Below are 24782 nucleotides of genomic sequence, written 5' to 3'. Positions count from 1 at the left end.
AGTTTTTTCATTGCTAGGCAAGTTATGACTCCGCATTCTTAGCCTGATGGTTAAAAACTCCTTCCATAGGCTGATTGTGAAGCTACGCAATATTGCCGGTAAAGGCGCTGTGGGTGTATTTATTGATGGTGGCTTTGAACCCGACTTTATTTTGTGGATTAAACACCAAGTACAACAACAAGTGGTGTTTATCGACCCTAAAGGCTTACGCCAATACCAAGCTAATGACCCGAAGGTCAACTTTTATCTTAGCATCAAAGATCTAGAGCGAACATTACACGCCAACCACCCTGATAGGCAGCATATTAAGCTACATTCTTTTTTGGTATCGCAAACTCGTGTTGCCGTGCTTGAGGGGCGTTGGCCCGGGGAAACCCAAGACAGCATGGAGGATAAGCATATCTTATTCCCTGAGGACGATGAGTACTATATGGAAAAGTTGGTACAAAAGATAGGTATTTAACGCACTATTTTCATGCGTTCGCATAATTTGTTAGTTATGCGAGCGCATGACTTTATATCCCTAAGACACAACTAAGCAAGATGTGATAGCATATAGCGATAAGCCGTTAAGGAAAATTCGCCTAACTCACCTTCAGCACTTTTTCCCTCTGTATGCTCTGCTAAATATCTGTTCATTGATTCGCGCATTCTCGGATCCCAAAAAGCGCGAATATGTTTAGCCATGTTTTCTATGGCTTGTGATTTATCAGGCATGGTTTGATAAAAATCGCCGATGTCATTAAGCATTTTGATGAGAGATTGAATTTCCATTCTATCGTCCTTTTAATTTTCCTCAGAAACAGCGATAAAACGGCGTTGTTTTTTATCTTGTTTTAACCAATTATCCTGCCAGGCCGAGTGTTTGGACTCCACTTTTTCTACAGCTACCGCAGTCACCTTATACTCAGGACAGTTGGTTGCCCAGTCTGAGTTTTCCGTAGTAATTACATTCGTACCTGAGATAGGGTGGTGAAACGTTGTATAGACAACACCGGGTTGCATACGAGTAGATACCTCGGCACGTAGGGTGGTCATACCTGTGCGGCTGGATAATTGGACAAAATCCCCGTTTTTAATCCCACGATCTGAGGCATCATGAGGGTGAATTTCCAGGATATCCTCGGCATGCCAGACAAAGTTATTGGTGCGACGAGTTTGGGCACCCACATTGTATTGACTCAGGATACGACCAGTCGTTAACAATAATGGAAAGCGCTTATTAACACGTTCAGACGTTGGAATATAGTTTGTCGGTATAAAAAGCCCTTTACCATTGTCACGCGAAAAATGATCGATATGTATAATAGGAGAGCCTTCGGGGTAGCTATCATTACATGGCCACTGTACGCTGCCGCCTAATTTATCAATTAAGTCATAACTTACATTGGCAAAGGTAGGGGTTAGCGAAGCGATTTCATCCATAATCTCTCCGGGGTGTTCATACCTCATCTCGTAGCCTAAAGCGTTTGATAGAGCGACGGTAATTTCCCAGTCAGCCATCTCCGAAGGTGATTGAGAAATTTTGCGTATGCGCGAGATGCGACGTTCCGCATTAGTGAAGGTGCCGTCCTTTTCTAAGAAAGAAGAACCGGGTAAAAAAACATGAGCAAATTTAGCCGTCTCGTTTAAAAATAAATCCTGTACGATGACACATTCCATAGAGGCCAATGCCGCTTCAACATGCTGTGTGTTTGGGTCGGACTGGAGGATGTCCTCACCTTGGCAGTAAAGCGCTTTAAAACTGCCACTGACTGCCGCACTGAACATATTAGGGAGTCTCAGACCGGGCTCGGGATTGATACTGACATTCCAGGCTTTTTCAAAGCTCTCGCGTACCTCATCGATAGCAACATGTCTATAGCCGGGAAGCTCATGCGGAAATGAGCCCATATCACAGGAGCCTTGAACATTATTTTGTCCACGTAAGGGATTGACTCCAACGCCGGGCTTGCCGATATTACCGGTCAGCATCGCTAAATTGGCAATGGCCATTACCGCTGTAGAGCCTTGAGCGTGTTCAGTCACGCCCAGTCCGTAGTAAATGGCCGCATTGCCACCCGTAGCATATAACCGTGCTGCCGCGCGAATATCATCGGCGTTGACACCTGTATCTTCAGCAACGGTTTCAGGTGAATTTTCATCCTGAAGAATAAAGTTTAGCCAGTCGTTAAAAGCATCCGTTTCACAGCGGTTTTGTATAAAGGCCTGATCATATAACCCTTCTTTGGCAATGACATGAGCAAAGGCATTGAGCATGGCGACGTTAGTGCCGGGTCTTAGCGGTAAATGATAATCCGCTTTGACGTGTGCAGAAGAGACCAAGTTGATGGCTCGCGGATCAATAATAATGAGTTTTGCGCCTTCACGAATACGGCGCTTCATACGTGAAGCAAATACCGGATGTGCATCACTCGGATTGGCCCCCATCACGACAATCACATCGCATTGAGCAATCGATTCAAAGGTTTGTGTGCCAGCAGATTCCCCTAGCGTTTGCTTTAAGCCAAAACCGGTCGGTGAGTGACATACTCGGGCACAGGTATCTACGTTGTTATTGCCAAAGGCTGCACGTACTAACTTCTGAACTAAATAGGTTTCCTCATTACTACAGCGAGAGGAGGTGATACCGCCTACAGAATCAACACCGTATTTTGTTTGAATGCGTTTAATTTCGGTCGCCGCATAATTAAGCGCTTCTTCCCAACTAACCGCTTGCCACGCTTCATAAATGCTCTTACGAATCATGGGAGTCGTTATGCGATCCGGGTGCTGTGCATAGCCCCATGCAAATCGACCTTTAACACAGGTATGCCCTTCGTTGGCCTTGCCATCCTTCCATGGGGTCATGCGAACAACCGTATCACCTTTAAGCTCTGCTTTTAGTCCGCAGCCCACACCACAATAAGCACAGGTGGTGATAACAGCATGAGTCGGTTGTCCCATTTCAATGACGCTGTTTTCTATGAGTGCGCCGGTAGGGCAATCATTGACACAGGCCCCGCAGGATAGGCAGTCACTCGTTAAAAAATTAGATGCTGCCCCGGTGCTGATGACTGAATTAAAGCCTCGGTTTTCTACCGTGAGGGCAAAAGTACCTTGTGTTTCTTCGCATGCCCTTACGCAACGACTACAGACAATACATAGACTGGGATCAAAGGTGAAATAGGGGTTAGATGTGTCTTTTGCAGACTGTCGGTGATTCGCACCCTCAAAGCCATAGCGAACATTACGTAAACCCAGCTGTCCAGCCGTGTCTTGTAATTCACAATCGCCATTCGCAGGACAGGTTAAGCAATCCAGCGGATGGTCTGAGATATAAAGTTCCATGACATTGCGGCGTAAGTCGTTTAAACGCTTGTTTTCTGTGGTGACCACCATACCTTCGCTAACCGGTGTAGTACAGGAAGCGGGAAATTCTCGCATGCCTTCAATTTGCACTAAGCAGACACGACAGGATCCAAAGGCTTCTAAGGAGTCTGTTGCACAAAGCTTTGGAATGGTGATGCCGGCCAACGTTGCCGCACGCATCACAGAGGTTCCTGCAGGTACTTCAATGGGATGACCATCAATACTGAGAGTCACGAGGAGGTCATTGGTTACTTCGGGAGTACCTAGGTCACGCTCGCGTATTAAAACAGTTTCTAGCATAATTCGACTCCTGTGTTTTGAGTGTCTTGTGTGGAGTGTTTGTTTTTAAAGTCATCCGGAAATTTTTTTAGAGCTGACAAAACTGGCAAAGGCGTTAATCCGCCTAGGGCACATAGTGAGGCGGCCGTCATGGTGTCGCATAGCTCATGCAATAATTCGGTGTTTTGTTGAGGGTCTATGTTGTTGCGTATTTTTTGAATAACCTCTACACCACGAGTGGAACCGATGCGACAGGGCGTGCATTTGCCACACGATTCAATAGCGCAAAATTCCATTGCATATTCTGCCATCCGTGACATATCGACGGTTTCATCAAAGGCCACAATACCACCGTGTCCGACCATGGCATCAATGGCAGTGTAAGCTTCGTAATCTAAGGGGGTATCCCATTCGTCAGCAGATAAGTAAGCGCCGAGTGGGCCTCCTATTTGAATGCTTTTAAGCGCTAAACCGCTCGCGCTGCCACCCCCGAAGTCATAAAGTAAGTCTTTTAAGCTGATGCCAAACGCTTTTTCGACCAAACCACCTTGCTTGATGTTTCCGCTAAGCTGGAAAGCTAAGGTCCCACGTGAACGACCCATCCCATAATGTTGATAATACTCGGCACCTTTATTTAAAATAATTGGAACTGAGGCTAAGGAAACCACATTGTTAACAACCGTTGGGCGATTCATAAAACCTTGAAGAGCAGGCAGTGGCGGTTTGGGTCGAATGGTGCCGCGTTTACCCTCTAGACTATTGAGTAATGAGGTTTCTTCACCGCAAATATAAGCACCTGCCCCTTTGCGAACTTCGATAGTAAATTCTTTGTCCGTACCAAGAATATGCTGTCCCAAGTACTGATGTTGATTGGCAATATGAATCGCTTCATTCAGTACGTCAATTGCTAAGGGATATTCGGATCGTACGTAAATATAGCCTTGTTTAGCACCAACAGCTAAACCGGCGATAATCATGCCCTCAATCAGACAGAAGGGATCGCCTTCCATAAGGATACGGTCTGAAAAAGTCCCGGAGTCTCCTTCGTCTGCGTTGCAGACGATGTATTTTTGATCGCTTACAGCTTGTCTTACCGTATTCCACTTAATACCGGTGGGAAAGGCTGCCCCACCACGGCCGCGAAGTCCTGAGTCGATGACTTGTTGAACGATAGCTTCATCATTTAGCTTTAAGGCATTTTGTAAGCCAAGCCAACCGCCGTGTTTTGCATAGTCTTCAATACTAAGAGGATCAATCACGCCGACCCTAGTAAAAGTAAGGCGTTCCTGATTTTTTAAGTAGGGGATTTCTTCTGTAAGGCCATGGCATAACGGGTGTGCACCGCCGTGCAGCCAATCTGCTGCGAATAAACTATCCAGATCCTCCTCAGTCACAGGACCATAGGCGATACGACCTTTGTCTGTGAGTACTTCGATTAAGGGTTCAAGCCAGAGTAGGCCGCGCGTGCCATTACGGATAATAGTGAGTTCAATGCCTTGTGACTTGGCTTCGAAGAGAATTGGCTCGATGAGATCCTCAACACCTACTGCGGCAGCGGCTGTGTCTCTTGGGATATAGATAGTGACAGTACTCATACCAAAGCCCTCTCAACGGAAGTTTTGATTTTATCTAGGGTGAGCTTAGCAATCGCTTTATTATTAATCGTAGCGGCAGGACTTTGTGCACATAGCCCAAGGCAGTAAATGTTCTCCACCGTCACATCAAATTTGTTTTTTTGTAGGTAATTGACTAACTCTTCTTTTAATTGGCGTGCGCCCATGGATTGACAGGACTCCGCTTGGCATATCTCTATCACTACTTTTTTCGGTGCAATCGTCCGAAAGTGGCTATAAAAAGAAATTACCCCGTGAATTTCGGCAAAGGACAAGTTTAAAGCCTCAGCTAAAGGACTGATTAAAGACTGGGGAATAAATCCCAATTCATCTTGTATGCTGTGCAAAATAGGTAGCAGATTTCCTTCTTTGTCTTGGTGCTCAGCTAAGATTTTTTTTAATAAGGGTTTATCATTTCTTTGAAAGTTAAGTGGTTGATTAATTGGCATATTTTAGCAACTTAAAGTCATTGGTAATACTAATTATCATATCTTAGTAAGCTGCTTTATCCCTTAAGAGTAAACCCTAGAAGTTGAATTATAAAATTCAGCTAATCATGAGTTTTACTCACCCGTGAACCGTATTAGGGAGTCGGTTTAGCCATGGTGCTGAGAAAGTGTATTTTTTGATCAATGTTTTATCAAGTATGATTAACTGCTACAAATCAATGAGTTAGAGTCTATTCGTCATAGAGTACACAGAGTTATCCACAATTTTAGTGGATAACCCTAATGTTTGGAGTTGTTCGCTGTTCGATAACCCTTAATTGCTTCTAAAGCGCATTATTCCTGTGTTTGCGACTCTTTGGTTAATCTATCAGCAGTCGTGACTAAGTATTATGAATCAACTAGATAGCGTCTATTCAGCAGATAATACACAAAGTTATCCACCGTTTCAGTGGATAAGTGATTGGTTTAATTTTTTAAGTGATAGAAAAAACCCACTGTTGTTGATAACAGTGGGCTTAAGCTGACGATACTAAAGGAGGCCTAGCGCTTTTTAACCTCTTGACGCCAGTGATGTAATAAAGGTTCAGTGTAGCCATTTGGCTGCTCTTTGCCCTTAAAAATTAAATCTCTAGCGGCTTGGAAGGCAGCAGAGTTTTTTTCGTTGCCGGACATCGGCTGATAGAGCGGATCAGCGGCATTTTGATTGTCTACAACTTTTGCCATACGCGATAACGCTGCATCAACTTCACCTTGACTAACAATGCCGTGCTCTAGCCAGTTGCAAATATGTTGGCTGGAAATGCGTAACGTTGCGCGGTCTTCCATGAGTCCAACATCATGGATATCTAAAACTTTAGAGCAACCAACCCCTTGATCAACCCAACGTACGACGTAGCCTAAAATACCTTGGCAATTATTATCTAACTCTTCTTGTTTTTCGGCATCAGACCATGAGGTGTCTGTTGCTACAGGAATGGTTAGGATATCGTCAAGATAGTTTGTGTTGTCTTGTGCTTTTTGCTTTTGAATGTCAAAGACATTGACCTGGTGATAGTGCAAACTATGAAGTGTCGCGCCGGTAGGAGAGGGCACCCATGCAGTCGTAGCGCCCGATTTCGGGTGAGCAATTTTTTGTTCAAGCATATCCTTCATCAGATCGGGCATGGCCCACATGCCTTTACCTATCTGCGCCTTGCCTGCTAGGCCGCAAGCTAAGCCGACCTGCACATTATTGGCTTCGTAGCCTTTGATCCACGGTAGGCTTTTCATATCCCCCTTGCGTACCATAGGGCCAGCGAGCATTGAGGTATGCATTTCGTCACCGGTGCGATCTAAAAAGCCGGTATTAATAAATACACAGCGCTCTTTAGCTTCGTAAATACACGCTTTAAGGTTGACCGAAGTACGTCGCTCTTCATCCATGATACCCATTTTTAAGGTGTTTCTTGGTAGTCTAGCAAGGTCTTCAGCAGCGGCAAATAACTCATTGGCAAAAGCAACTTCCTCCGGGCCGTGCATTTTGGGTTTAACAATATAAACACTACCAGTACGACTGTTTTGATTGCTTCCTCTGGCCTGATCGTAAGCGGCTATCAACGCGGTAACCACGGCATCTAAAATACCTTCAGGAATTTCATTGCCGGACTCATCAAGTACCGCCGGTGTGGTCATTAAATGCCCGACATTACGACAAAACAATAAGGAACGACCCGGTAGCTTTAGAGGTTGCTGATCGGCAGCCGATAGATACTCACGGTCAGGATTTAAGCGACGGGTGAAGGTTTTGCCATCTTTAGCAACTTCCTCACTTAAATCACCCTTCATTAAACCAAACCAGTTGCTATAGACTAGGGCTTTGTCTTCGCCGTCGACTGCAGCCACAGAATCTTCTAAATCAAAAATAGATGTTAGTGCGGCTTCCATCACAATGTCTTTGACCCCGGCCGGATCTTGACTGCCAATTGGATGGTTTTTATCGATTAAAATATCGATGTGCAAGCCGTTATGGAGAAAAAGAATTGAACTAGGCGCTTCTGGTGAGCCGTTAAAACCGACTAGTAAGTCACCTTGCTGCAAGGTGGTTTCAGTGTCATTGCTTAGTTTAACCCTAAGCGCACCGGCATCGATACGATATTGCACGGCATCGGCGTGTGAGCCTTCTTCTAGTGGCACGCTTTGATCTAAGAGCTTGCGACCAAAGGCAATGACAGCGGCACCACGTGTTGGGTTGTATTCGCCTGTATGTGCTAAATCACCTGTTTGATCAATCGCATCTGTTCCGTACAAGGCATCATATAAGCTGCCCCAGCGAGCGTTGGCAGCATTTAATACATAACGTGCATTGGTCGCCGGTACCACTAATTGAGGGCCAGCTTGCTCAGCAATTTCACGATCAACATTGTCGGTGGTGATTTTAAAATCCGCCGGTGCTTCAACTAAATAGCCAATGTCTTTTAAAAATGTTTTATAGGCATTCATGTCCTTGATAGGACCAGGGTTTTTTAGATGCCACGCGTCTAGTTGCGTTTGTAACTCGTCACGCTTATCCAGTAACGCTTGGTTTTTAGGAGCAAAGTTTTTGACTAAGTCAGAAAAGTTTTTCCAAAACTCCTCTGCAGAAAGTTGCTGAGGATGATTGGCTAAGATTTGATGATGAATCAAATTAAAAAGAGTTTCCTCAACCTGAAGAGATTCGATTTTTTTGTATCGAGTCATAATTTTCTCCTGGAATGGTTTAAATTAAATTGGCTTGCCTGAGCAAGCCAATTTAAAGACATGGAATTATTCAATCAGATAATTGTGATAACCCTGTTTTATAAATCGAATTGGTTCATTGTGTTGTCTTCACCGGAGGCTTTAAGTGCTGCATCACCTGCGAAGTATTCTTTGTGATTATCACCGATATCTGAACCAGCCATGTTTTGATGCTTAACGCAGGCAATACCTTGGCGAATTTCTTCTCGCTGTATCCCCTTAACATAAGCAAGCATCGATTCTTCGCGAGAGAAGTAGCCTTTGGCTAAGTTATCTGTTGAAAGAGCCGCTGTGTGATAGGTTGGTAACGTAATCAAGTGATGGAAAATACCGGCATGCGCTGAACCGTCTTTTTGGAAGCTGCTGATCATTTTGTCAGCTTCGTTGCCAAGTTCGCTATCATCGTAGTCAGCACTCATCAAGTTATCACGGTCGTAGGCAGAGGTGTCTTTACCTTCTTCTGTCCACTTGTCAAAGACTTGTTGACGGAAGTTTAGTGTCCAGTTAAATGATGGGCTGTTGTTGTACACAAGCTTGGCATTAGGTATCACGTCGCGGATGCGGTCAACCATGGCTTTGATCTGGCCAACATGAGGTTTTTCAGTTTCAATCCAAATCATATCCGCCCCATTTTGTAATGAGGTAATGCAGTCTAATACGCAGCGATCCTCGCCCGTACCTGCACGGAACTGGAAGAGGTTACTAGCTAAGCGTTTAGGACGTAATAATTTACCCTCACGCTTAATGATAACGTCACCATTTTTTAACTCCTCAGCTGAGATTTCTTCACAATCTAAGTAGCTATTGTATTGGTCGCCTAAATCGCCCGGTTCGTTAGTTACTGCGATTTGCTTAGTAAGTCCGGCACCTAATGAGTCAGTACGAGCAACGATAATGCCGTTAGGAATTCCTAATTCTAAGAAGGCATAACGAACTGCATTGATCTTTGCTAAGAAATCACTATGAGGTACTGTTACTTTACCGTCCTGATGGCCGCATTGCTTTTCATCAGACACCTGATTCTCAATTTGAATTGCGCAAGCACCTGCTTCAATCATCTTTTTAGCGAGTAAATAGGTTGCTTCTGCATTACCAAAACCGGCATCAATGTCGGCAATGATCGGCACAATATGAGTTTCATGATTGTTAATCTGATCTAAAATATCCGCTTCTTTGTTTTTATCACCGGCAGCACGAGCGTCGTCAAGCGCCGTGAATAACAAGTCTAGTTCACGAGCATCCGCCTGACGTAAGAAGGTATATTGCTCTTCGATGACATCAGAAACAGTCGTTTTCTCGTGCATCGATTGATCTGGTAAGGGCCCAAACTTTGAGCGTAATGCGGCAATCATCCAACCGGACAGGTAAAGATATTTTTTATCGGTCGTTTTAAAGTGTTTTTTGATAGAAATTAGCTTTTGTTGAGCTACAAAGCCATGCCAGCAACCTAGAGATTGGGTATATTTTGATGGATCTGCATCATATTCTTCCATGTCTTTGCGCATGATATTAGCCGTATAGCGCGCAATATCTAGCCCATTTTGGAAGCGATTCATTAAGCGCATACGAGTAACCGACTCAGCACTAATAGCATGCCAACTATTGCCGCTTTGGTTGATTTCTTCTTGAGCTTTCTGTACTTCTGATTGGTAAGTGTTAGACATAGTACTCTCCGTTTATTTATAAAAAAATTGTTGCATAGCAATCAAATATAGCTGTTTAGTCATTTTTTATTGGTCTTGTATAGGACTTAATTGCTTGATATTGCTGCTATATGACAAGTCTTATATAAAACATAAGACTTGTTGATGCATAGCAATAAATTAGCGCAATTTTTTTCTGCTGTAAATAGTGCTAACCCTAGAGATTGCTCAATTAGGGGTAATCCACTAGATGGTATGTTGCTGAGGATGGTAATGGTTTGGTTGCAATGCTGTTTAGGGGGAGGGGGTGGAATAGGGTTATCGGCTGAGAGTTATTGCCAAGACTCCAGAGTCTAACTTTGAGTTTGGAAGGCGTTCATCTATCGTTGATTGTTGTTTTGTTTGAGTTAATCTCCGAAGGAGTGCAGTTGATGCGTCGGAGTATGTCTACAATCTACAACATATAGATGATTCTATGTCTGTGCTGGCTAGAGCAATGCAGATTGACTAAAAGTAGACAGCTTCTTGAGTGACAAAAGCTTGGCTAATTGTTGTGACTCCATATAAACTCTACGAAAAATAAGCAACAATCAGTACAGCTTTGTCGCTATTGAGTATGGCGATGTCATTAAAGAAGTTTGGCAAGCGCCTTCATATCTTCCAGGGCCGTGCTTGTATCATGGGTGAGACATTGATCGATGTGATCATGGATTAGAACCCGTTTGGCCGCAGTAATAGCGCGTTCTACGGCAGTCAATTGCACCGCAATATCGACACAAGTCTGTTCTTCTTCAATCATACTGATAACGTGAAGTAGATGTCCTTGTGCGCGTTTTAGCCGCTTGATCAGTGCTTGATGAGTTAACTGTTTATCAGGATGTGTCATAGGTACATAGTAACCCTATAAGGGGGAGAATTAAGAAAGTTATATTTTAACTGTTTAAATCTTGCTCAAGAGTATATCATAGCCGTATAATAACCCCATGGGGGGGATATGGTAAAGGATAAAGGATTTGTTTTGATAGATTTCTTGCCTGCTCCTGTGACTATGAAGGTGTAGCCACAGCGGTGAGACAAGGACTGCAGTTGTTTTACAAACGTTGTTGCTTTAGTTGATTTGCTCAGATTTTTGATGACACACTTAGAATAGTTTCTTAATTGACTATTGTTGGCGTGCACGCATTGAAATGTATTTTTAGGATAAGATTTGCAAGGGGAGAGCTTTGGTATATAGTTTTTTTATCGATTCAGAAAAGCAAAAAGCCTTCGCAAAAAAATCACGAAGGCTTTTACATAGAATTTGGCGCGCCCGGCAGGATTTGAACCCACGACCCCTTGGTTCGTAGCCAAGTACTCTAATCCAACTGAGCTACGGGCGCTGAATTAGTAATTCTATAACAAGCAACTCAACTTGTGAAGGTTATTTGATTGAAATATAAAAATAAAGCACAGAGCTGTTGTTTTTTTGTCTTTTTATTGTTTTTCGTTGTTATGTAGTGACGGATTTTTATGGTTTCCGACCTTGGATAGTATAACCGTAAGTTTTTGATGAGGTTTTATGCATACTCAAATTAGTGACACTAGAAGCTCTAATTCGGAGCAACATGCTGCTCCGGTGAAGCATGTCAGTATGAATATTGGCGGCATGACCTGCGCTTCGTGTGTAGCACGAGTAGAGCGTTTTGTTGGGCGCATGGATGGGGTGAAGTCGGTCAGTGTCAATCTGGCAACAGAAAGAGCCGACATTGTTATTGATTCGAGCTCGTCGACCAGTGTAGAAGATATTGAGGCGGGGATTAAAAAGGCCGGTTATCGCGTTGAATCAGTTTCCCAGCCTGAGCTGATTGCAGAGTCATCTGAGCATTTCAGTTTGGCTGTTGGCGGCATGACCTGTGCTTCGTGCGTAGCGCGTGTAGAGCGCTTTGTTGGTCGTATGGATGGTGTCAGTCAAGTGGCGGTTAACTTAACTACTGAACGGGCAGAAATTGCTTTTGAGTCAGGCACTAGCACCACGGTTGATGATGTGATTGCTGTGATTAATAAGGCCGGTTTTGACGCTCATCTCATCACGCAGTCTCAGCAATTAAGCGAGTCTAATGCCGCTGGTTCAGGTGATAAGTCATGGGTAGAGGAGCTATCAAAGCGTAAAGAGCAGGAAGAGAACATCTTAAAGCGAGACTTGATCATTGCTGCTATTTTAACGCTTCCTGTATTTATCTTAGAAATGGGATCTCACATGATCCCGGCCATGCACCGTTGGGTTATAGATAGTATCGGTTTACAGGAAAGTTGGTATATACAATTTGTATTGACAACGTTGGTGTTGGTTTTTCCGGGGAGGCGTTTTTATCAATTAGGGATTCCGGCGCTATTGAGGCTTGGGCCTGATATGAATTCGCTTGTCGCGGTTGGTACCTTGGCAGCCTATGGTTATTCGGTGGTAGCTACTTTCTTTGCTTTTTTATTACCTGAAGCCTCTGTTCATGTTTATTATGAGTCTGCCGCGGTCATTGTCACGCTGATACTATTTGGTCGCTATTTAGAAGCGAGGGCAAAGGGCCGTACTTCTGAGGCCATTAAGCGTTTGGTTGGTTTACAGCCTAAAGAAGCTAATGTGCAGCGAGAGGGTGAGTGGGTGCAAATCCCCATTGCTGAGGTTCAAGAGGGCGATGTTATTCAGGTTCGACCGGGTGAGCGTATTGCGGTAGACGGCTTGGTCCTTGGGGGGCAGAGCTTTGTCGATGAGTCGATGATCAGTGGCGAGCCTATTCCGGTTGAGAAGTCTGTCGATAGTGAGGTGGTTGGCGGTACGGTCAATCAGCAGGGCGCTTTTATATTTAAAGCGACTGCCGTTGGTGGAAAAACTGTGCTTTCACAAATTATTAATTTAGTTGAGCAGGCTCAAGGGTCCAAACTGCCTATTCAATCAGTGGTTAATAAGGTGACTTATTGGTTTGTCCCCGCAGTCATTGGTTTAGCCATACTGACTTTTATTGTGTGGTTACTTATCGGCCCTCATCCTGCCTTAACCTTGGCATTAGTAAATGCCGTTGCTGTGCTTATTATCGCTTGTCCTTGTGCGATGGGCTTAGCGACACCAACGTCTATCATGGTGGGTACAGGACGTGGGGCAGAGATGGGCGTGTTGTTCCGCAAGGGCGAAGCGTTGCAAACGCTTCGTGATGCTAAGGTGGTGGCTGTCGATAAAACGGGTACATTAACTCTTGGCCGCCCAACAATGACTGATTTAGAGCTTGCTGATGGTTTTGAACGACGTGAGGTGTTGGCTTTAATTGCCGCAGCTGAGCGGCAGTCTGAGCACCCCATCGCTCATGCGATTGTTCAGGCAGCACTTGACGAGGGGATAGAGATACCTAGCATTACTCAGTTTGAGTCGATCACAGGTATGGGTATCAGAGCCTCTGTCAATGGTGCCAAGGTCGAGATTGGTGCTGATCGTTTTATAAAATCATTGGATTTAGACCCTAGCTATTTTGATGCTGACGCTTTACGTCTTGCTCACGAAGGTAAGTCACCAATGTATGTTGTGATTAGCAATAAGCTAGCGGCAATGATTGCTGTTTCCGATCCGATTAAAGAAAGTACCCCAGAGGCGATTAAGGTGTTACATGATTTAGGTCTCAAAGTAGTAATGGTCACAGGTGATAAAAGACAAACAGCGGAAGCCATTGCTAAGAATCTAGGCATTGACGAGGTCATTGCGGAAGTGATGCCAGAGGGGAAATTAGAGCAGATAAAATTGCTACGTGAGAAGTACGGCTCGGTGGCTTTTGTCGGTGATGGTATTAATGATGCACCTGCTTTGGCAGAGGCTGATGTTGGTATTGCTATTGGTACAGGTACCGATGTTGCAATGGAAGCGGCGGATGTCGTGCTAATGTCCGGTAGTCTTAAAGGGGTGCCTAATGCGATTGCTTTATCAAAAGCGACGATTAAAAATATTCATCAAAATCTGTTTTGGGCCTTTGCTTATAACACAGCGTTAGTTCCGGTTGCTGCAGGCGTGCTTTATCCTGCCTATGGTATTTTCTTATCACCCATGTTTGCAGCCGGAGCGATGGCTTTATCGAGTGTCTTTGTTTTAAGTAATGCGCTACGATTAAAAACGTTTAAAACGCCGCTGCTTGATTGATTCAGCAAAAAACTGGGGTGAGAGCTTATTGTCTGTCACCCCAGTTGTCAATTTAAATTAATGTAGACTTCTGATCAGTCCTACCGCTAGGCCTTCGATTGCGAAATCATCTTTTGGTGTGACGATAATCGGTTCAAATCGCTTGTTTTCAGGGAGTAGGGAAATATGTTTGCTGCCTTTTTCAAAGCGTTTGACAGTGACCTCGTCATTAATCCGAGCAACGACAATTTGACCATTGTGGGCGGTGGTCGTTTTTCTGACAGCGAGTAAATCACCATCAAAAATACCAATATCAATCATCGATTCACCGCGTACGCGTAGTAGGTAGTCTGCTTTGTCTTCAAACATAGCAGGGTCAACTGGGATTTCTTTTTCGATATGCTCTTGAGCCAATATAGGACTACCGGCAGCCACACGACCAATCAGAGGCAGTGTCTTAATGTTGTCAAAGATAATAGGTGTCGTGATGGTGTTGTTATCATTGCTGTGAGCTTCAGATGGCTTGGGAGTATCGTCAAGCTCTGGGTTTAAACGAATGCCACGCGAGGTGCCGGGAACTAAAATGATAGCTCCTTTTTTTGCTAATGCTTTGAGGTGATCTTCGGCAGCGTTGGCTGAGCGAAAACCTAAGCTCTGAGCAATTTCGGCGCGTGTCGGCGGGAAGCCGGTGCGACGAATATTGCTTTTGATAAGATCAAAGACTTCTTGCTGTCTGGTGGTGAGTTTAATGCTCATATCACTCCAGGGTAAAATGACTGTACATGTGTACAGTCATTTTCTATCATAACAGCAAGAAAAGCAAGCCTAATTTACTTGATATAGGTCGTTAGAGCACCGTGGCAATTGACTTAGCGACATAATCAATGTTTTTAGAGTTAAGTGCAGCAACACAAATACGGCCTGAGCCGACGGCATAAATAGCAAAGTCTTTGCGTAAGCGCTCCACCTGCTCCTTAGTCAGGCCAGAGAACGAGAACATACCTTTTTGCTTGAGGATGAAACTAAAGTCTTGCTCCACGCCGGCTGCTTTGATTTTCTCCACGAGCTGTTCACGCATCGATTGAATACGTACGCGCATCTGACTTAGCTCATCTTCCCACATGCTAAATAATTCAGGGGAATTAAGAACGGCAGCGACAATCGTTGCTCCATGAGTAGGAGGGTTAGAGTAGCTAGTGCGAATAACCGTGCGTACCTGACTCAACACTTTTTCAGCAAGCTCGTGATTTTCTGTTGTCAGTGTCAAGGCACCGACACGCTCGCCATAGAGTGAGAATGACTTTGAAAATGAAGAGCTGACAAGTATTTCAACGCCTGCCTCAGCGAATAAGCGAACAACTTGAGCATCTTCTTGTAAACCTGCACCAAAACCTTGGTAAGCAATGTCTAAGAAAGGAATTAGGTCGCGAGCTTTAACAATGTCCAAAATCTCTTGCCATTGCTCTAATGTAGGGTCTATACCGGTCGGGTTGTGGCAGCAGGCATGAAGCACAATGATGCTTCTAGCGTCGACCTGCTCTAGATGAGATTTCATTGCTGCAAAATCCAGACCATGGATATCGGCTGAATAGTATGGATAAGCTTCTACGGTAAAGCCGGCGTCCTGGAAGATGGCCTCATGGTTTTGCCAGCTGGGGTTGCTGACATAGACTTTAGAATCGGGTGTCAGTTTTTTTAAAAAATCAGCGCCAATTTTAAGTGCACCTGTACCACCGATGGTCTCTACGGTAACGGCACGGCCCTGAGCTATGATGGGCGAGTCTTCACCTAGTAGTAACGCCTGAGCTGCTTTGTTGTATGAGGCTAAACCTTCAATGGGTAAATAGCCGCGGGGACTAGCACCTTCAAAATGCTGTTGCTCTGCTGCACGTACCGCTTTGAGTAACGGCAGATGACCATTATCGTCACTATACACACCAATACTTAAATTAACCTTGTTAGTACGGCTATCGACTATAAACTGCTCGTTAAGACCTAAAATGGGATCGTTTGGAGCCATTTCCACATGTTGGTATAGACTGCTCATCGTATGCACACACCTGATTTTTGAAAAAAAAGAAAATAAAAGCGATAATGAAAGACTAGCTTCAAGATACTTCACGTAATAGTTAATTATAACAATATAACAAATGAACCAAGCAAAATTCATAGAATTTCCCAATAGCCCTTTTCAGTTGTATCAACCCTTTCCTCCGGCTGGCGACCAGCCAGCAGCGATTGACGCTTTGGTAGAGGGGATTAATGACGGTCTGATGTTTCAAACATTACTGGGCGTAACCGGTTCCGGCAAAACATACACCATGGCCAATACCATTGCCAGGACGGGTAGGCCGGCACTCGTGTTAGCACCAAATAAAACACTGGCGGCCCAGCTTTATGCTGAAATGCGGGAGTTTTTCCCGCGTAATGCAGTTGAGTATTTTGTTTCATACTATGACTATTACCAGCCGGAGGCTTATGTGCCGGCACGTGATTTGTTTATTGAAAAAGACTCGTCTGTTAATGAGCATATCGAACAGATGCGCTTATCTGCGACCAAGAGCTTGTTAGAAAGGCGTGACACCATTGTGGTTGGTACCGTATCGACCATTTATGGTATTGGTAACCAGAGTGACTACCATGCCATGATTTTATTGCTCAGGACAGGTGATGAGATTCCTCGTAACGAATTACTGGCGCGCTTAGTAGCTATGCAATATGAGCGTAATGATATGGAATTTAGTCGCGGTACGTTTAGGGTGCGTGGTGACGTTATTGATGTGTTCCCTTCTGAAAACGCGGAGCTTGCCGTTCGTTTAAGCATGTTTGATGATGAGATTGAAACGATTGAGCTATTTGATCCATTGACCGGTAAAGTAAGGCAAGCGATCCCTCGTTTTACAATTTACCCGAGTTCTCACTTTGTGACGCCCCGAGAAACTATTTTGCGAGCAATGGAGACGATTAAAGAAGAGCTTCGTGAGCGTAAGCAGTATTATTACGACCAAGGCATGCTGGTGGAGGCGCAGCGTATTGAGCAACGCACGCTGTTTGATCTTGAAATGATGCAGGAGTTGGGCTTTTGTAAAGGCATTGAGAATTACTCAAGGCATTTATCGGGGGCTGCGCCGGGGGAGCCACCGGCTACCTTGATTGATTATTTACCCCAAGATGCATTGATGTTTTTTGATGAGAGTCATGTCATGATGGGGCAATTGCGCGGTATGTATCGAGGTGACCGTTCGCGCAAAGAAACCTTAGTGCAGTTTGGTTTTAGATTGCCCTCGGCGCTCGATAATAGGCCTCTCAAAATCGACGAGTTTGAGCAGCGAATGCGTCAAAGCATCTTTGTTTCTGCTACGCCGGCTGATTATGAAAGCGAGCGTTCTGATCAAGTAGTGGAGCAGGTGGTGCGACCGACCGGTTTGGTTGACCCAACTATTGAGGTTCGATCTGCATTGACTCAAGTTGATGATCTTTTGGGTGAGGCCAAAGAGCGTATTGCGCTTGGTGAGCGTGTGCTGGTTACCACGTTGACTAAGCGTATGGCGGAGGATCTCACTGAGTACTTGGAAGAAAATGGACTCAAGGTGCGATATTTACATTCGGATATTGATACGGTTGAACGGGTAGAAATTATTCGCGATTTGAGGCTGGGAACTTTTGATGTGCTGGTAGGAATCAACCTCTTGAGAGAGGGTTTAGATATTCCTGAAGTGTCTTTAGTTGCGATTCTAGATGCAGACAAAGAAGGTTTCCTCCGTTCTGAGCGTAGTTTGATTCAAACCATTGGTCGTGCTGCACGTAACCTCAATGGTAAAGCGATCCTATATGCCGATCGTATTACCGATTCAATGGCGCGTGCCATGGATGAAACCGAGCGTCGTCGTATCAAGCAAATGAGTTTTAATGAAGCGCATGGTATTACGCCGGTGGGTGTAATCAAAGAAGTAAAAGAAATGATCGATGGTGTCATGGCTCCGGTAGAAGACACCAACATCGGCTTTAAGACAGAGGATCTAAAGCGTTTTGTTAATGATGAAAAAGCGCTTAGCCGTGAGTTGAAACGCTTAGAAAAGGCGATGATGGACCATGCTAAAAATCTTGAGTTCGAGCAAGCGGCTGCGGCTCGTGATCAGTTGCAAAGGCTAAAGCAAGAAGTTTTGTTAAACTCCTAAAGACCGTCTGATGTCGATGCGCTAATCCATGTATGATTAGCTATTTCAATCGTTTTAAAAAATGTTGGACCAATGCGTATTACCCCGCTATCAAAGAAATTAATTGTTATCATCATTGCCGTCACCTTTGCCTTAGTGGCTCTAGTGGGCTTAGTGCCTCAACGCGAGAGGATGCCCGAAGAGGTACCTGAAGTCCCTGCTGAAATTGATGATATTGAGGCGCTGAATAAGCAAAAGCAAGAAGAAGCCTTAGTACGTTCTTTAACTAATTTCTCACATGACATTGATAGCTATTTGTTAAGTGAAGGTGAGGCGCTTTATACGGGCTATATAAAGGGGGCGGGCAATGCTATTTTCCGCTTCAATGCAGAGGCAGATCAGGAACTGGTGGTGGAGTTAGCCGAGCAAGAAAGTCAATTATTTGAGATGCTTCTTTATAATAATTTTAATAGTAGTGTGCTCACATTAATTAGTGGTGAGCCTTTTAAAATTCCCAGCCATGGCCTTTATGAATTGCGTATTGTTTATCGTAGCCATATTGAAGTCACTCAGGATGTAGAGGACGAAAAGCATCAAGCAGTACCTCAGGCTTTTAATTTAACTTTAAAGTTACAGTAGTTTTTTAGAGAGATAAGTCATGCAAAATAAACCATTAGCAGTGATCGTGTTTGAAGATGATGGTAACGAAGCAGTACAGACGCTCTGGGAGGCCGTTGAGCAATTACAACAAAAAGGCTTAAAAGTTGGTGGTTTACTCAATAAAAAAGATGGGCAAGGCGGATATATTGGTGAGGTTATTTGCTCTATCAGTGATGACCGTGAGTATCGAATTTTAGTCGATCGAGGAGCCGGTGCCAGTGGTTGTCGTTTGGATAGCGAGGCGTTGGCGGCATCCAGCGCTGTGCCAAGAGAGGCGCTGGACCAAGGTATTGATGTTTTGGTTATTAATAAATTCGGTATTGCAGAAGCAGAGGGTAGCGGTCTGGTGGCAGAAATTAGCCGCGCTGTCAGTGAAGGGGTACCCGTCTTGTCGACAGTGCATGATAAATATGCAGAGCAATGGCGCCGCTTTAGTGGTGATTTGGGCGTAGAGCTTTTTCCGATGGTGGAAGAAGTGCAAGCTTGGCTTGAGGCACAATTAGCAGAGGCCTAGTATGTCGACAAGAACGATTTATCCTGTGCTAAATGCTGCTCAGTGGTACAGGGAGTACATGAAGGAGATTGCTTTTTCTGAACAGCCCGCGGAGTCTTGGGATAAGCGTGCTCACTCTATGCAGAAAAAGGGTAACCCGCGTTCCAAATACTTTGATTTTTTTATTAACGCCATTGATTTAAATGGTATTTCAACGGTGTTGGATGTGGGTTCAGGCACAGGTGCTTTGGCCCTCCAACTTGCACCTCACGTCGACCATGTATATTGCTTAGACTATAGTCGTGCGATGCTTGATTATGTGGAGTTAAACGCACGTGAAGCGAAGTTGGCTAATATCAGCACCATTCATTTATCAAAAGAAGATGATTGGCAGGGCTTGGTGCCCGAGGTTGATGTGCTTGTGTCCTCACGTTCAGGCTTAGATATTGATATTGAGCGCTTATTTGAGAAGTTTCACCGTCATACCAGGCAGCATATCTATTTTTCTTATTTAGCGGGTGGCCGTTTTGATCAACCGGAAATTTCCAGTCTATTAAATAAAGAAAGAAAAGCTTTTCCTGATTATATCCATATCATTAATATACTTTATGAGATGGGTATCGATCCTGCATTAAGCTTTGTACACGCGCCCGGTCGATTTCAGCACTGTACTGACGAAGCGCATTTTATTGAGTTAGTGACTGCTTATTATGGTGATTCGACCGCTGATGATATTGATGCCTTAAGACATTTTTATCAAAAAGAATCTGCTAACTTTGTCAAAGATAACTATGCAATGAAATGGGCGCTGATTGATTGGGTGGTACCGGAAAAGAAATAAGCAAAAGCCTCCAATGTAGAGGCTTTGCAATGTATTAGTTCTTTTCACCGCCGAGAGCAGCTGTTAAGTCTTCCAGCAAACCTGAAAACTCTTTACACATCAGGGTCATATCGGCTTCAAAACGTTCGATATCATCGGCGCCACTTGGGTTGCGTTGCTCATCTAAAATCTCTAAGGCCTGAATGCGTTTGATTTCTAAGGTGTCATGAAGCACAAAGCTGACGCGATCACGCCAAGTCAGTCCAAGTTTAGTCACTACCTTGCCACTTTCAATGTGCTTAGATACTTCTTCTTGGCTGGGAATGACGTTCGTAAAGCGTACCGTTGCACGGTCTTCTTGGGTGGATTTAAACTCTGTCTGTGGTTCAATATTGAAGGCGTCAGTTACCTCATCACTGAAGATCCACTCGGTCATGGCGGTACTTGGAGAAACCTCGGTCATAAAAGATTGAATAGGCACCGGATCCAAGGCTTTAACAAGTAAAGAGATCACTTCATCCGCTTTAGAGGCGGTACCGGCATCAATGTAGAGCCAGTGATTTTCCAAATCCAGACACACGCGCGTTTGGCGAAAAATACTAAACGCTTTGGGAATTAAGGTGTCTGTCACCATTTCCTTGATTTCTCGCATTTGCTTGCGGCCCGGCTTATACCCTTGTTGTTCTTCTACTTCAATGGCTTTTTCACGGGCGAATTGGTTGATTACACTGGCGGGTAATAGTTTTTTTTCAGCTTGTAATGTTAGAAAATAATATTGTCCCAGCTCATAAACTAGGCCACTGTGCTCGAGTGGATTAACCCAGCCCAATTTAGTATCCTGACCTGGACTGCCCTCAATAAACGCATTGGCTTGAAGCTTTTCCTCTAGGTCTTGCGCTGTTATTTTCCAATCGGGGTTGAGACGGAATAGTTTAAGATTTTTGAACCACATGTTTTTTCCAAATTTTTCCAAAAGGCTAAGTGTAGCATTTTGCTAATAAGTCGCAAGAAAAATACAAGAGGTGGATAAAACTAGCAATACTGTGTAAACATACAGTATAATTGGTGGCATAATAACTGCAACGTAGTGGGGTGGTATCTGCTATCGCAGTATCAGATTTTTTATAAGGAAACTTTGCATGAGTACAAAAGCAAATAAAGCAGCTAATGATGAGCGTTCAAAAGCTTTATCGGCTGCCTTATCTCAAATTGAAAAGCAATTTGGTAAGGGCTCCGTGATGCGCTATGGGGATAATGAGATCCAGCATGACATTCAAGTCGTATCTACAGGCTCTCTAGGACTGGATATCGCCTTAGGGGTAGGTGGATTACCGCGAGGTCGTGTGATTGAGATCTATGGTCCGGAATCTTCCGGTAAAACCACACTGACGCTACAAGTTATTGCTGAAATGCAAAAAATTGGCGGTACTTGTGCCTTTATTGATGCTGAGCATGCCCTAGATGTTCAGTATGCCAGTCGTTTGGGTGTTAATCTCGAAGACCTGTTAATTTCCCAGCCAGACACCGGCGAGCAGGCGCTCGAGATCACGGATGCCCTAGTGCGTTCAGGTTCTGTCGATTTAATTGTTATTGACTCTGTTGCTGCGCTGACACCTCGTGCTGAGATTGAAGGCGATATGGGTGATAATTTGCCAGGATTACAGGCTCGTTTAATGAGCCAAGCCCTGCGCAAGTTGACGGCTTCTATTAAGCGCACCAACTGCATGGTAATTTTTATTAATCAGATTCGCATGAAGATCGGTGTCATGTTCGGTAGCCCTGAGACCACCACAGGTGGTAACGCGTTGAAATTCTATTCATCTGTGCGTCTAGATATTCGTCGCATCGGTTCGATCAAAAAGGGTGACGAGATTGTCGGTAATGAAACCCGTGTTAAGGTCGTTAAAAACAAAATTGCTCCTCCATTCAAGCAGGCTGAATTTGACATCATGTATGGTGCTGGCATTTCACGAGAGGGTGAGATTATTGATCTAGGTGTCAAGGCTGATATTGTCGACAAGGCGGGTTCTTGGTATAGCTATGACGGCACGCGTATCGGTCAGGGTAAGGACAATGTTCGTGAATACTTGCGTGAGCATCCTGCGTTAGCGGTAGAGATAGAAAATAAGATTCGTGAGAATCTTGGCCTTATCGAGCGTGCTATTACTATTGAGCCGGTCGAAGGGGCCGATGTAGACTCACCTGATACCCCAGATGAAGTATAGTTGTTCGAGTTGACAGATGAGTTCCAAAGACGCTGACAATACGACTGAGTATGCTTCTTTAGCTGAGGAGTTAGTTGCTAAATCGACAGCCGGTGCCAAGCAAAAATCAGAGGTTAATCTGCTGGCCAAGGCTGTCGCTATCCTTTCCAGGCGTGAGTGTTCAGAGAAGGAGCTTAGGCAGCGGCTGCAGCGTTATACAGATGATATGGGTGCTATCAATGCTGTGGTTAGTAGATTGCAGCGCGAAAATTGGCAGTCTGATGAGCGCTTTGTTGAAAGCTTTGTCCAGAGTAGGGAGCAGCGTTGGGGCAATCAAAAGATTTTTCATGCCTTATCTCAGCATGATCTTGATAGTGAGCAATTAAGCGAGCTTAAAGAGGAGCTTAAGGACTCGGAGTATCAGAGGGCGCGCGAGGTATGGATTAGGCGCTTTGGTGATAAATACGGAGTGAGCCTTTATGATACTGAGACATCAGGTGATGATGAGTTTTTAAGCGAGACAGAGCAACAGAGTTTCGAAGAGCAGGCTAAAGAAAAGGCTAAGCAGTTGCGCTTTTTAGCATCTAGAGGCTTTAGTGCAGATGTCGTGTATAAAGTGGTTAATTCACGTGGCGCCCCGGAAGAGGATTAGCATCAATCCTTGTCTCCCGTAGTTAAAAATAGGCTAAGAAATATAAATTCTTAGCCTATTTACTTTTTAACAGATTAGCGTTTATTCACTAAGAATACGCTCTGCTTCAGCCTTTACTCGTGCAGGTGCTGTGCCGCCGATATGACTGCGAGCATTAACAGAACCTTCTAAGGTAAGCACATCAAATACATCCTCTTCGATACGCGGATCAAAGTCTTTGAGTTGGGCTAGGTCCAAATCAGCGAGATCGCAGCCTAAGTCCTCACACTGACGTACAGCGAGAGCAACAACTTCGTGGGCATCGCGGAACGGTAGACCCTTTTTCACTAAATAGTCTGCTAAGTCAGTGGCGGTTGAGAAGCCTTGTAAGGCAGCAGCGCGCATATTGTCAGCTTTCACTGTGATTCCTCCAACCATATCTACAAAAATGGTCAGGGTGTCGCGTAAGGTGTCTGCCGTATCAAATAAACCCTCTTTATCTTCTTGGTTATCTTTGTTGTACGCTAAAGGCTGAGCTTTCATAAGTGTCAGCAAAGCGGTTAAATGACCATAGACGCGCCCGGTTTTGCCGCGAGCCAGTTCAGGAACATCAGGATTTTTCTTTTGCGGCATGATGGAGCTACCGGTGCAGAAGCGGTCAGCCAACTGAATAAAGCCAAAACGTGGGCTCATCCAAATAATCAACTCTTCGGATAGACGTGAAATGTGCATCATGATCATGCTGCTAACTGCACAAAATTCAATAGCGAAGTCGCGATCAGAAACGGCATCTAAGGAGTTATGACACACTGCTTCAAAATCTAAACTATTGGCAGTGCGCTCACGATCAATGGGGTAAGAAGTGCCTGCTAATGCAGCGGCACCAAGTGGTGAACGATTCACTCGACGACGACAGTCTTCTAAGCGTTCGGCGTCACGACCGAACATTTCCGCATAGGCTAATAGGTGGTGACCAAAGGTGACGGGTTGCGCTACTTGTAAATGAGTAAAACCGGGCAAAATGACGTCGTGATTTTCTAAGGCGACTTTTGCTAAAGCTCGGCGTAGCTCTTTAACTAATTTAATTGCGGTGTCAATTTCTTCACGTAACCAAAGGCGCATATCGGTGGCGACTTGGTCATTGCGAGAGCGACCAGTGTGCAAGCGCTTACCGGCATCACCAATTAATTCGACCAGTCTTTTTTCAATATTTAAATGAACATCTTCAAGATCCAGAGACCACTCAAATGTGCTGGCCTCAATTTCTTGGATGATGGTGGCCATCCCGGTTTGGATTTGCTGCAAGTCCTCTTGGCTGATCACACCGACATGAGTCAACATCTCTGCGTGAGCTAGGGAGCCTTGAATATCAAATTTAGCGAGGCGTTTGTCAAAATTAACAGAAGCCGTGTAGCGCTTAACCAAGTCGGAAACGGGCTCATTAAAACGCGCAGACCATGCCTTGGCTTTGTTATCAAATTGATTGTGGATGTTGTTATCTGGGAGAGTAGAATCAGTCATGTGATTGAAAATATCTGTAAAATAGAAGAGCGCTAAGCAAATAGCCTAGGACACTGATTAATTTAAATTGTTAGT

19 protein-coding genes and 1 tRNA gene are annotated in these 24782 nt (G+C 44.5%); 8 read left to right on the top strand and 12 right to left on the bottom strand.

Annotated elements, in window-relative coordinates:
• Positions 1–76: 76 nt before the first annotated feature.
• The gene (locus B092_RS0101155) at positions 77–463 is read left to right on the top strand and encodes a long-chain fatty acid--CoA ligase (RefSeq protein WP_147277855.1); all 387 of its coding nucleotides are present in this window, start codon (positions 77–79) and stop codon (positions 461–463) included.
• Between the two features lie 71 nt (positions 464–534).
• Here B092_RS0101155 and B092_RS0101150 read toward each other — a convergent pair whose 3' ends face one another.
• The 8 genes from B092_RS0101150 to B092_RS0101115 all read right to left on the bottom strand — a co-directional run bounded on the left by B092_RS0101150 (position 535) and on the right by B092_RS0101115 (position 11468).
• Positions 535–774 carry a formate dehydrogenase subunit delta gene (locus B092_RS0101150; RefSeq protein WP_018573408.1) on the bottom strand — a complete coding sequence of 80 codons (240 nt, stop codon included), beginning with the start codon at positions 772–774 and terminating at the stop codon, positions 535–537.
• A 12-nt stretch (positions 775–786) separates the two neighbouring features.
• On the bottom strand, positions 787–3651 hold the full coding sequence (gene fdhF / locus B092_RS0101145; RefSeq protein WP_018573407.1) for a formate dehydrogenase subunit alpha: 2865 nt from the start codon (positions 3649–3651) through the stop codon (positions 787–789).
• Positions 3645–5225, bottom strand: a complete 1581-nt coding sequence (locus B092_RS0101140) for a formate dehydrogenase beta subunit (RefSeq protein WP_018573406.1) — start codon at positions 5223–5225, stop codon at positions 3645–3647. The genes fdhF and B092_RS0101140 overlap by 7 nt, the downstream gene beginning before the upstream one ends.
• The gene (locus B092_RS0101135; RefSeq protein ID WP_018573405.1) at positions 5222–5692 is read right to left on the bottom strand and encodes an NAD(P)H-dependent oxidoreductase subunit E; all 471 of its coding nucleotides are present in this window, start codon (positions 5690–5692) and stop codon (positions 5222–5224) included. The genes B092_RS0101140 and B092_RS0101135 overlap by 4 nt, the downstream gene beginning before the upstream one ends.
• Positions 5693–6232: 540 nt before the next feature.
• A complete protein-coding gene (locus B092_RS0101130) occupies positions 6233–8407 on the bottom strand; it encodes a malate synthase G (RefSeq protein ID WP_018573404.1) in 2175 nt (724 codons plus the stop codon).
• Positions 8408–8505: 98 nt separating this feature from the next.
• Complete coding sequence (locus B092_RS0101125; RefSeq protein ID WP_018573403.1) at positions 8506–10110, bottom strand: isocitrate lyase; 1605 nt, start codon at positions 10108–10110, stop codon at positions 8506–8508.
• Positions 10111–10717: 607 nt separating this feature from the next.
• The gene (locus B092_RS0101120; RefSeq protein ID WP_018573402.1) at positions 10718–10975 is read right to left on the bottom strand and encodes a metal-sensing transcriptional repressor; all 258 of its coding nucleotides are present in this window, start codon (positions 10973–10975) and stop codon (positions 10718–10720) included.
• Between the two features lie 415 nt (positions 10976–11390).
• A tRNA-Arg gene (locus B092_RS0101115) sits at positions 11391–11468 on the bottom strand.
• Between the two features lie 179 nt (positions 11469–11647).
• Here B092_RS0101115 and B092_RS0101110 point away from each other — a divergent pair.
• A complete protein-coding gene (locus B092_RS0101110) occupies positions 11648–14242 on the top strand; it encodes a heavy metal translocating P-type ATPase (RefSeq protein WP_018573401.1) in 2595 nt (864 codons plus the stop codon).
• A gap of 57 nt (positions 14243–14299) precedes the next feature.
• On the opposite strand, the gene lexA is transcribed toward B092_RS0101110, so the two are convergent.
• Together lexA and B092_RS0101100 are read right to left on the bottom strand one after the other, a co-directional pair.
• A complete protein-coding gene (gene lexA / locus B092_RS0101105; RefSeq protein ID WP_026253515.1) occupies positions 14300–14977 on the bottom strand; it encodes a transcriptional repressor LexA in 678 nt (225 codons plus the stop codon).
• 91 nt (positions 14978–15068) lie between these two features.
• Positions 15069–16268, bottom strand: coding sequence for an amino acid aminotransferase (locus B092_RS0101100; RefSeq protein ID WP_018573400.1), 1200 nt, complete (start codon positions 16266–16268; stop codon positions 15069–15071).
• 103 nt (positions 16269–16371) lie between these two features.
• Here B092_RS0101100 and uvrB point away from each other — a divergent pair, with 103 nt between their 5' ends.
• The 4 genes from uvrB (at position 16372) to B092_RS0101080 (ending at position 20372) form a co-directional block, all read left to right on the top strand.
• A complete protein-coding gene (gene uvrB / locus B092_RS0101095; protein ID WP_018573399.1) occupies positions 16372–18399 on the top strand; it encodes an excinuclease ABC subunit UvrB in 2028 nt (675 codons plus the stop codon).
• A 72-nt stretch (positions 18400–18471) separates the two neighbouring features.
• A complete protein-coding gene (locus B092_RS0101090; protein ID WP_018573398.1) occupies positions 18472–19017 on the top strand; it encodes a hypothetical protein in 546 nt (181 codons plus the stop codon).
• Positions 19018–19036: 19 nt separating this feature from the next.
• Positions 19037–19552, top strand: a complete 516-nt coding sequence (locus B092_RS0101085; protein WP_018573397.1) for a DUF2478 domain-containing protein — start codon at positions 19037–19039, stop codon at positions 19550–19552.
• 1 nt (position 19553) lies between these two features.
• Positions 19554–20372: a class I SAM-dependent methyltransferase gene (locus tag B092_RS0101080; RefSeq protein WP_026253514.1), complete on the top strand. Its 819-nt coding sequence runs from the start codon at positions 19554–19556 to the stop codon at positions 20370–20372.
• Between the two features lie 34 nt (positions 20373–20406).
• Here B092_RS0101080 and B092_RS0101075 read toward each other — a convergent pair whose 3' ends face one another.
• Positions 20407–21303, bottom strand: a complete 897-nt coding sequence (locus B092_RS0101075; RefSeq protein ID WP_018573395.1) for a recombination-associated protein RdgC — start codon at positions 21301–21303, stop codon at positions 20407–20409.
• A 187-nt stretch (positions 21304–21490) separates the two neighbouring features.
• On the opposite strand from B092_RS0101075, the gene recA reads away from it, so the two are divergent.
• On the top strand, positions 21491–22576 hold the full coding sequence (recA, locus tag B092_RS0101070; RefSeq protein WP_018573394.1) for a recombinase RecA: 1086 nt from the start codon (positions 21491–21493) through the stop codon (positions 22574–22576).
• Between the two features lie 16 nt (positions 22577–22592).
• Positions 22593–23207, top strand: coding sequence for a regulatory protein RecX (locus B092_RS0101065; protein ID WP_018573393.1), 615 nt, complete (start codon positions 22593–22595; stop codon positions 23205–23207).
• A gap of 81 nt (positions 23208–23288) precedes the next feature.
• On the opposite strand, the gene argH is transcribed toward B092_RS0101065, so the two are convergent.
• A complete protein-coding gene (argH, locus tag B092_RS0101060; RefSeq protein ID WP_018573392.1) occupies positions 23289–24707 on the bottom strand; it encodes an argininosuccinate lyase in 1419 nt (472 codons plus the stop codon).
• Positions 24708–24782 lie beyond the last annotated feature (75 nt).

Source organism: Oligella ureolytica DSM 18253 (genome assembly GCF_000373745.1).
Classification (GTDB): domain Bacteria; phylum Pseudomonadota; class Gammaproteobacteria; order Burkholderiales; family Burkholderiaceae_B; genus Oligella; species Oligella ureolytica.
The sequence above is the reverse complement of the archived record's forward strand: the minus strand, read 5'-3'. Positions and strand labels throughout refer to the sequence as shown.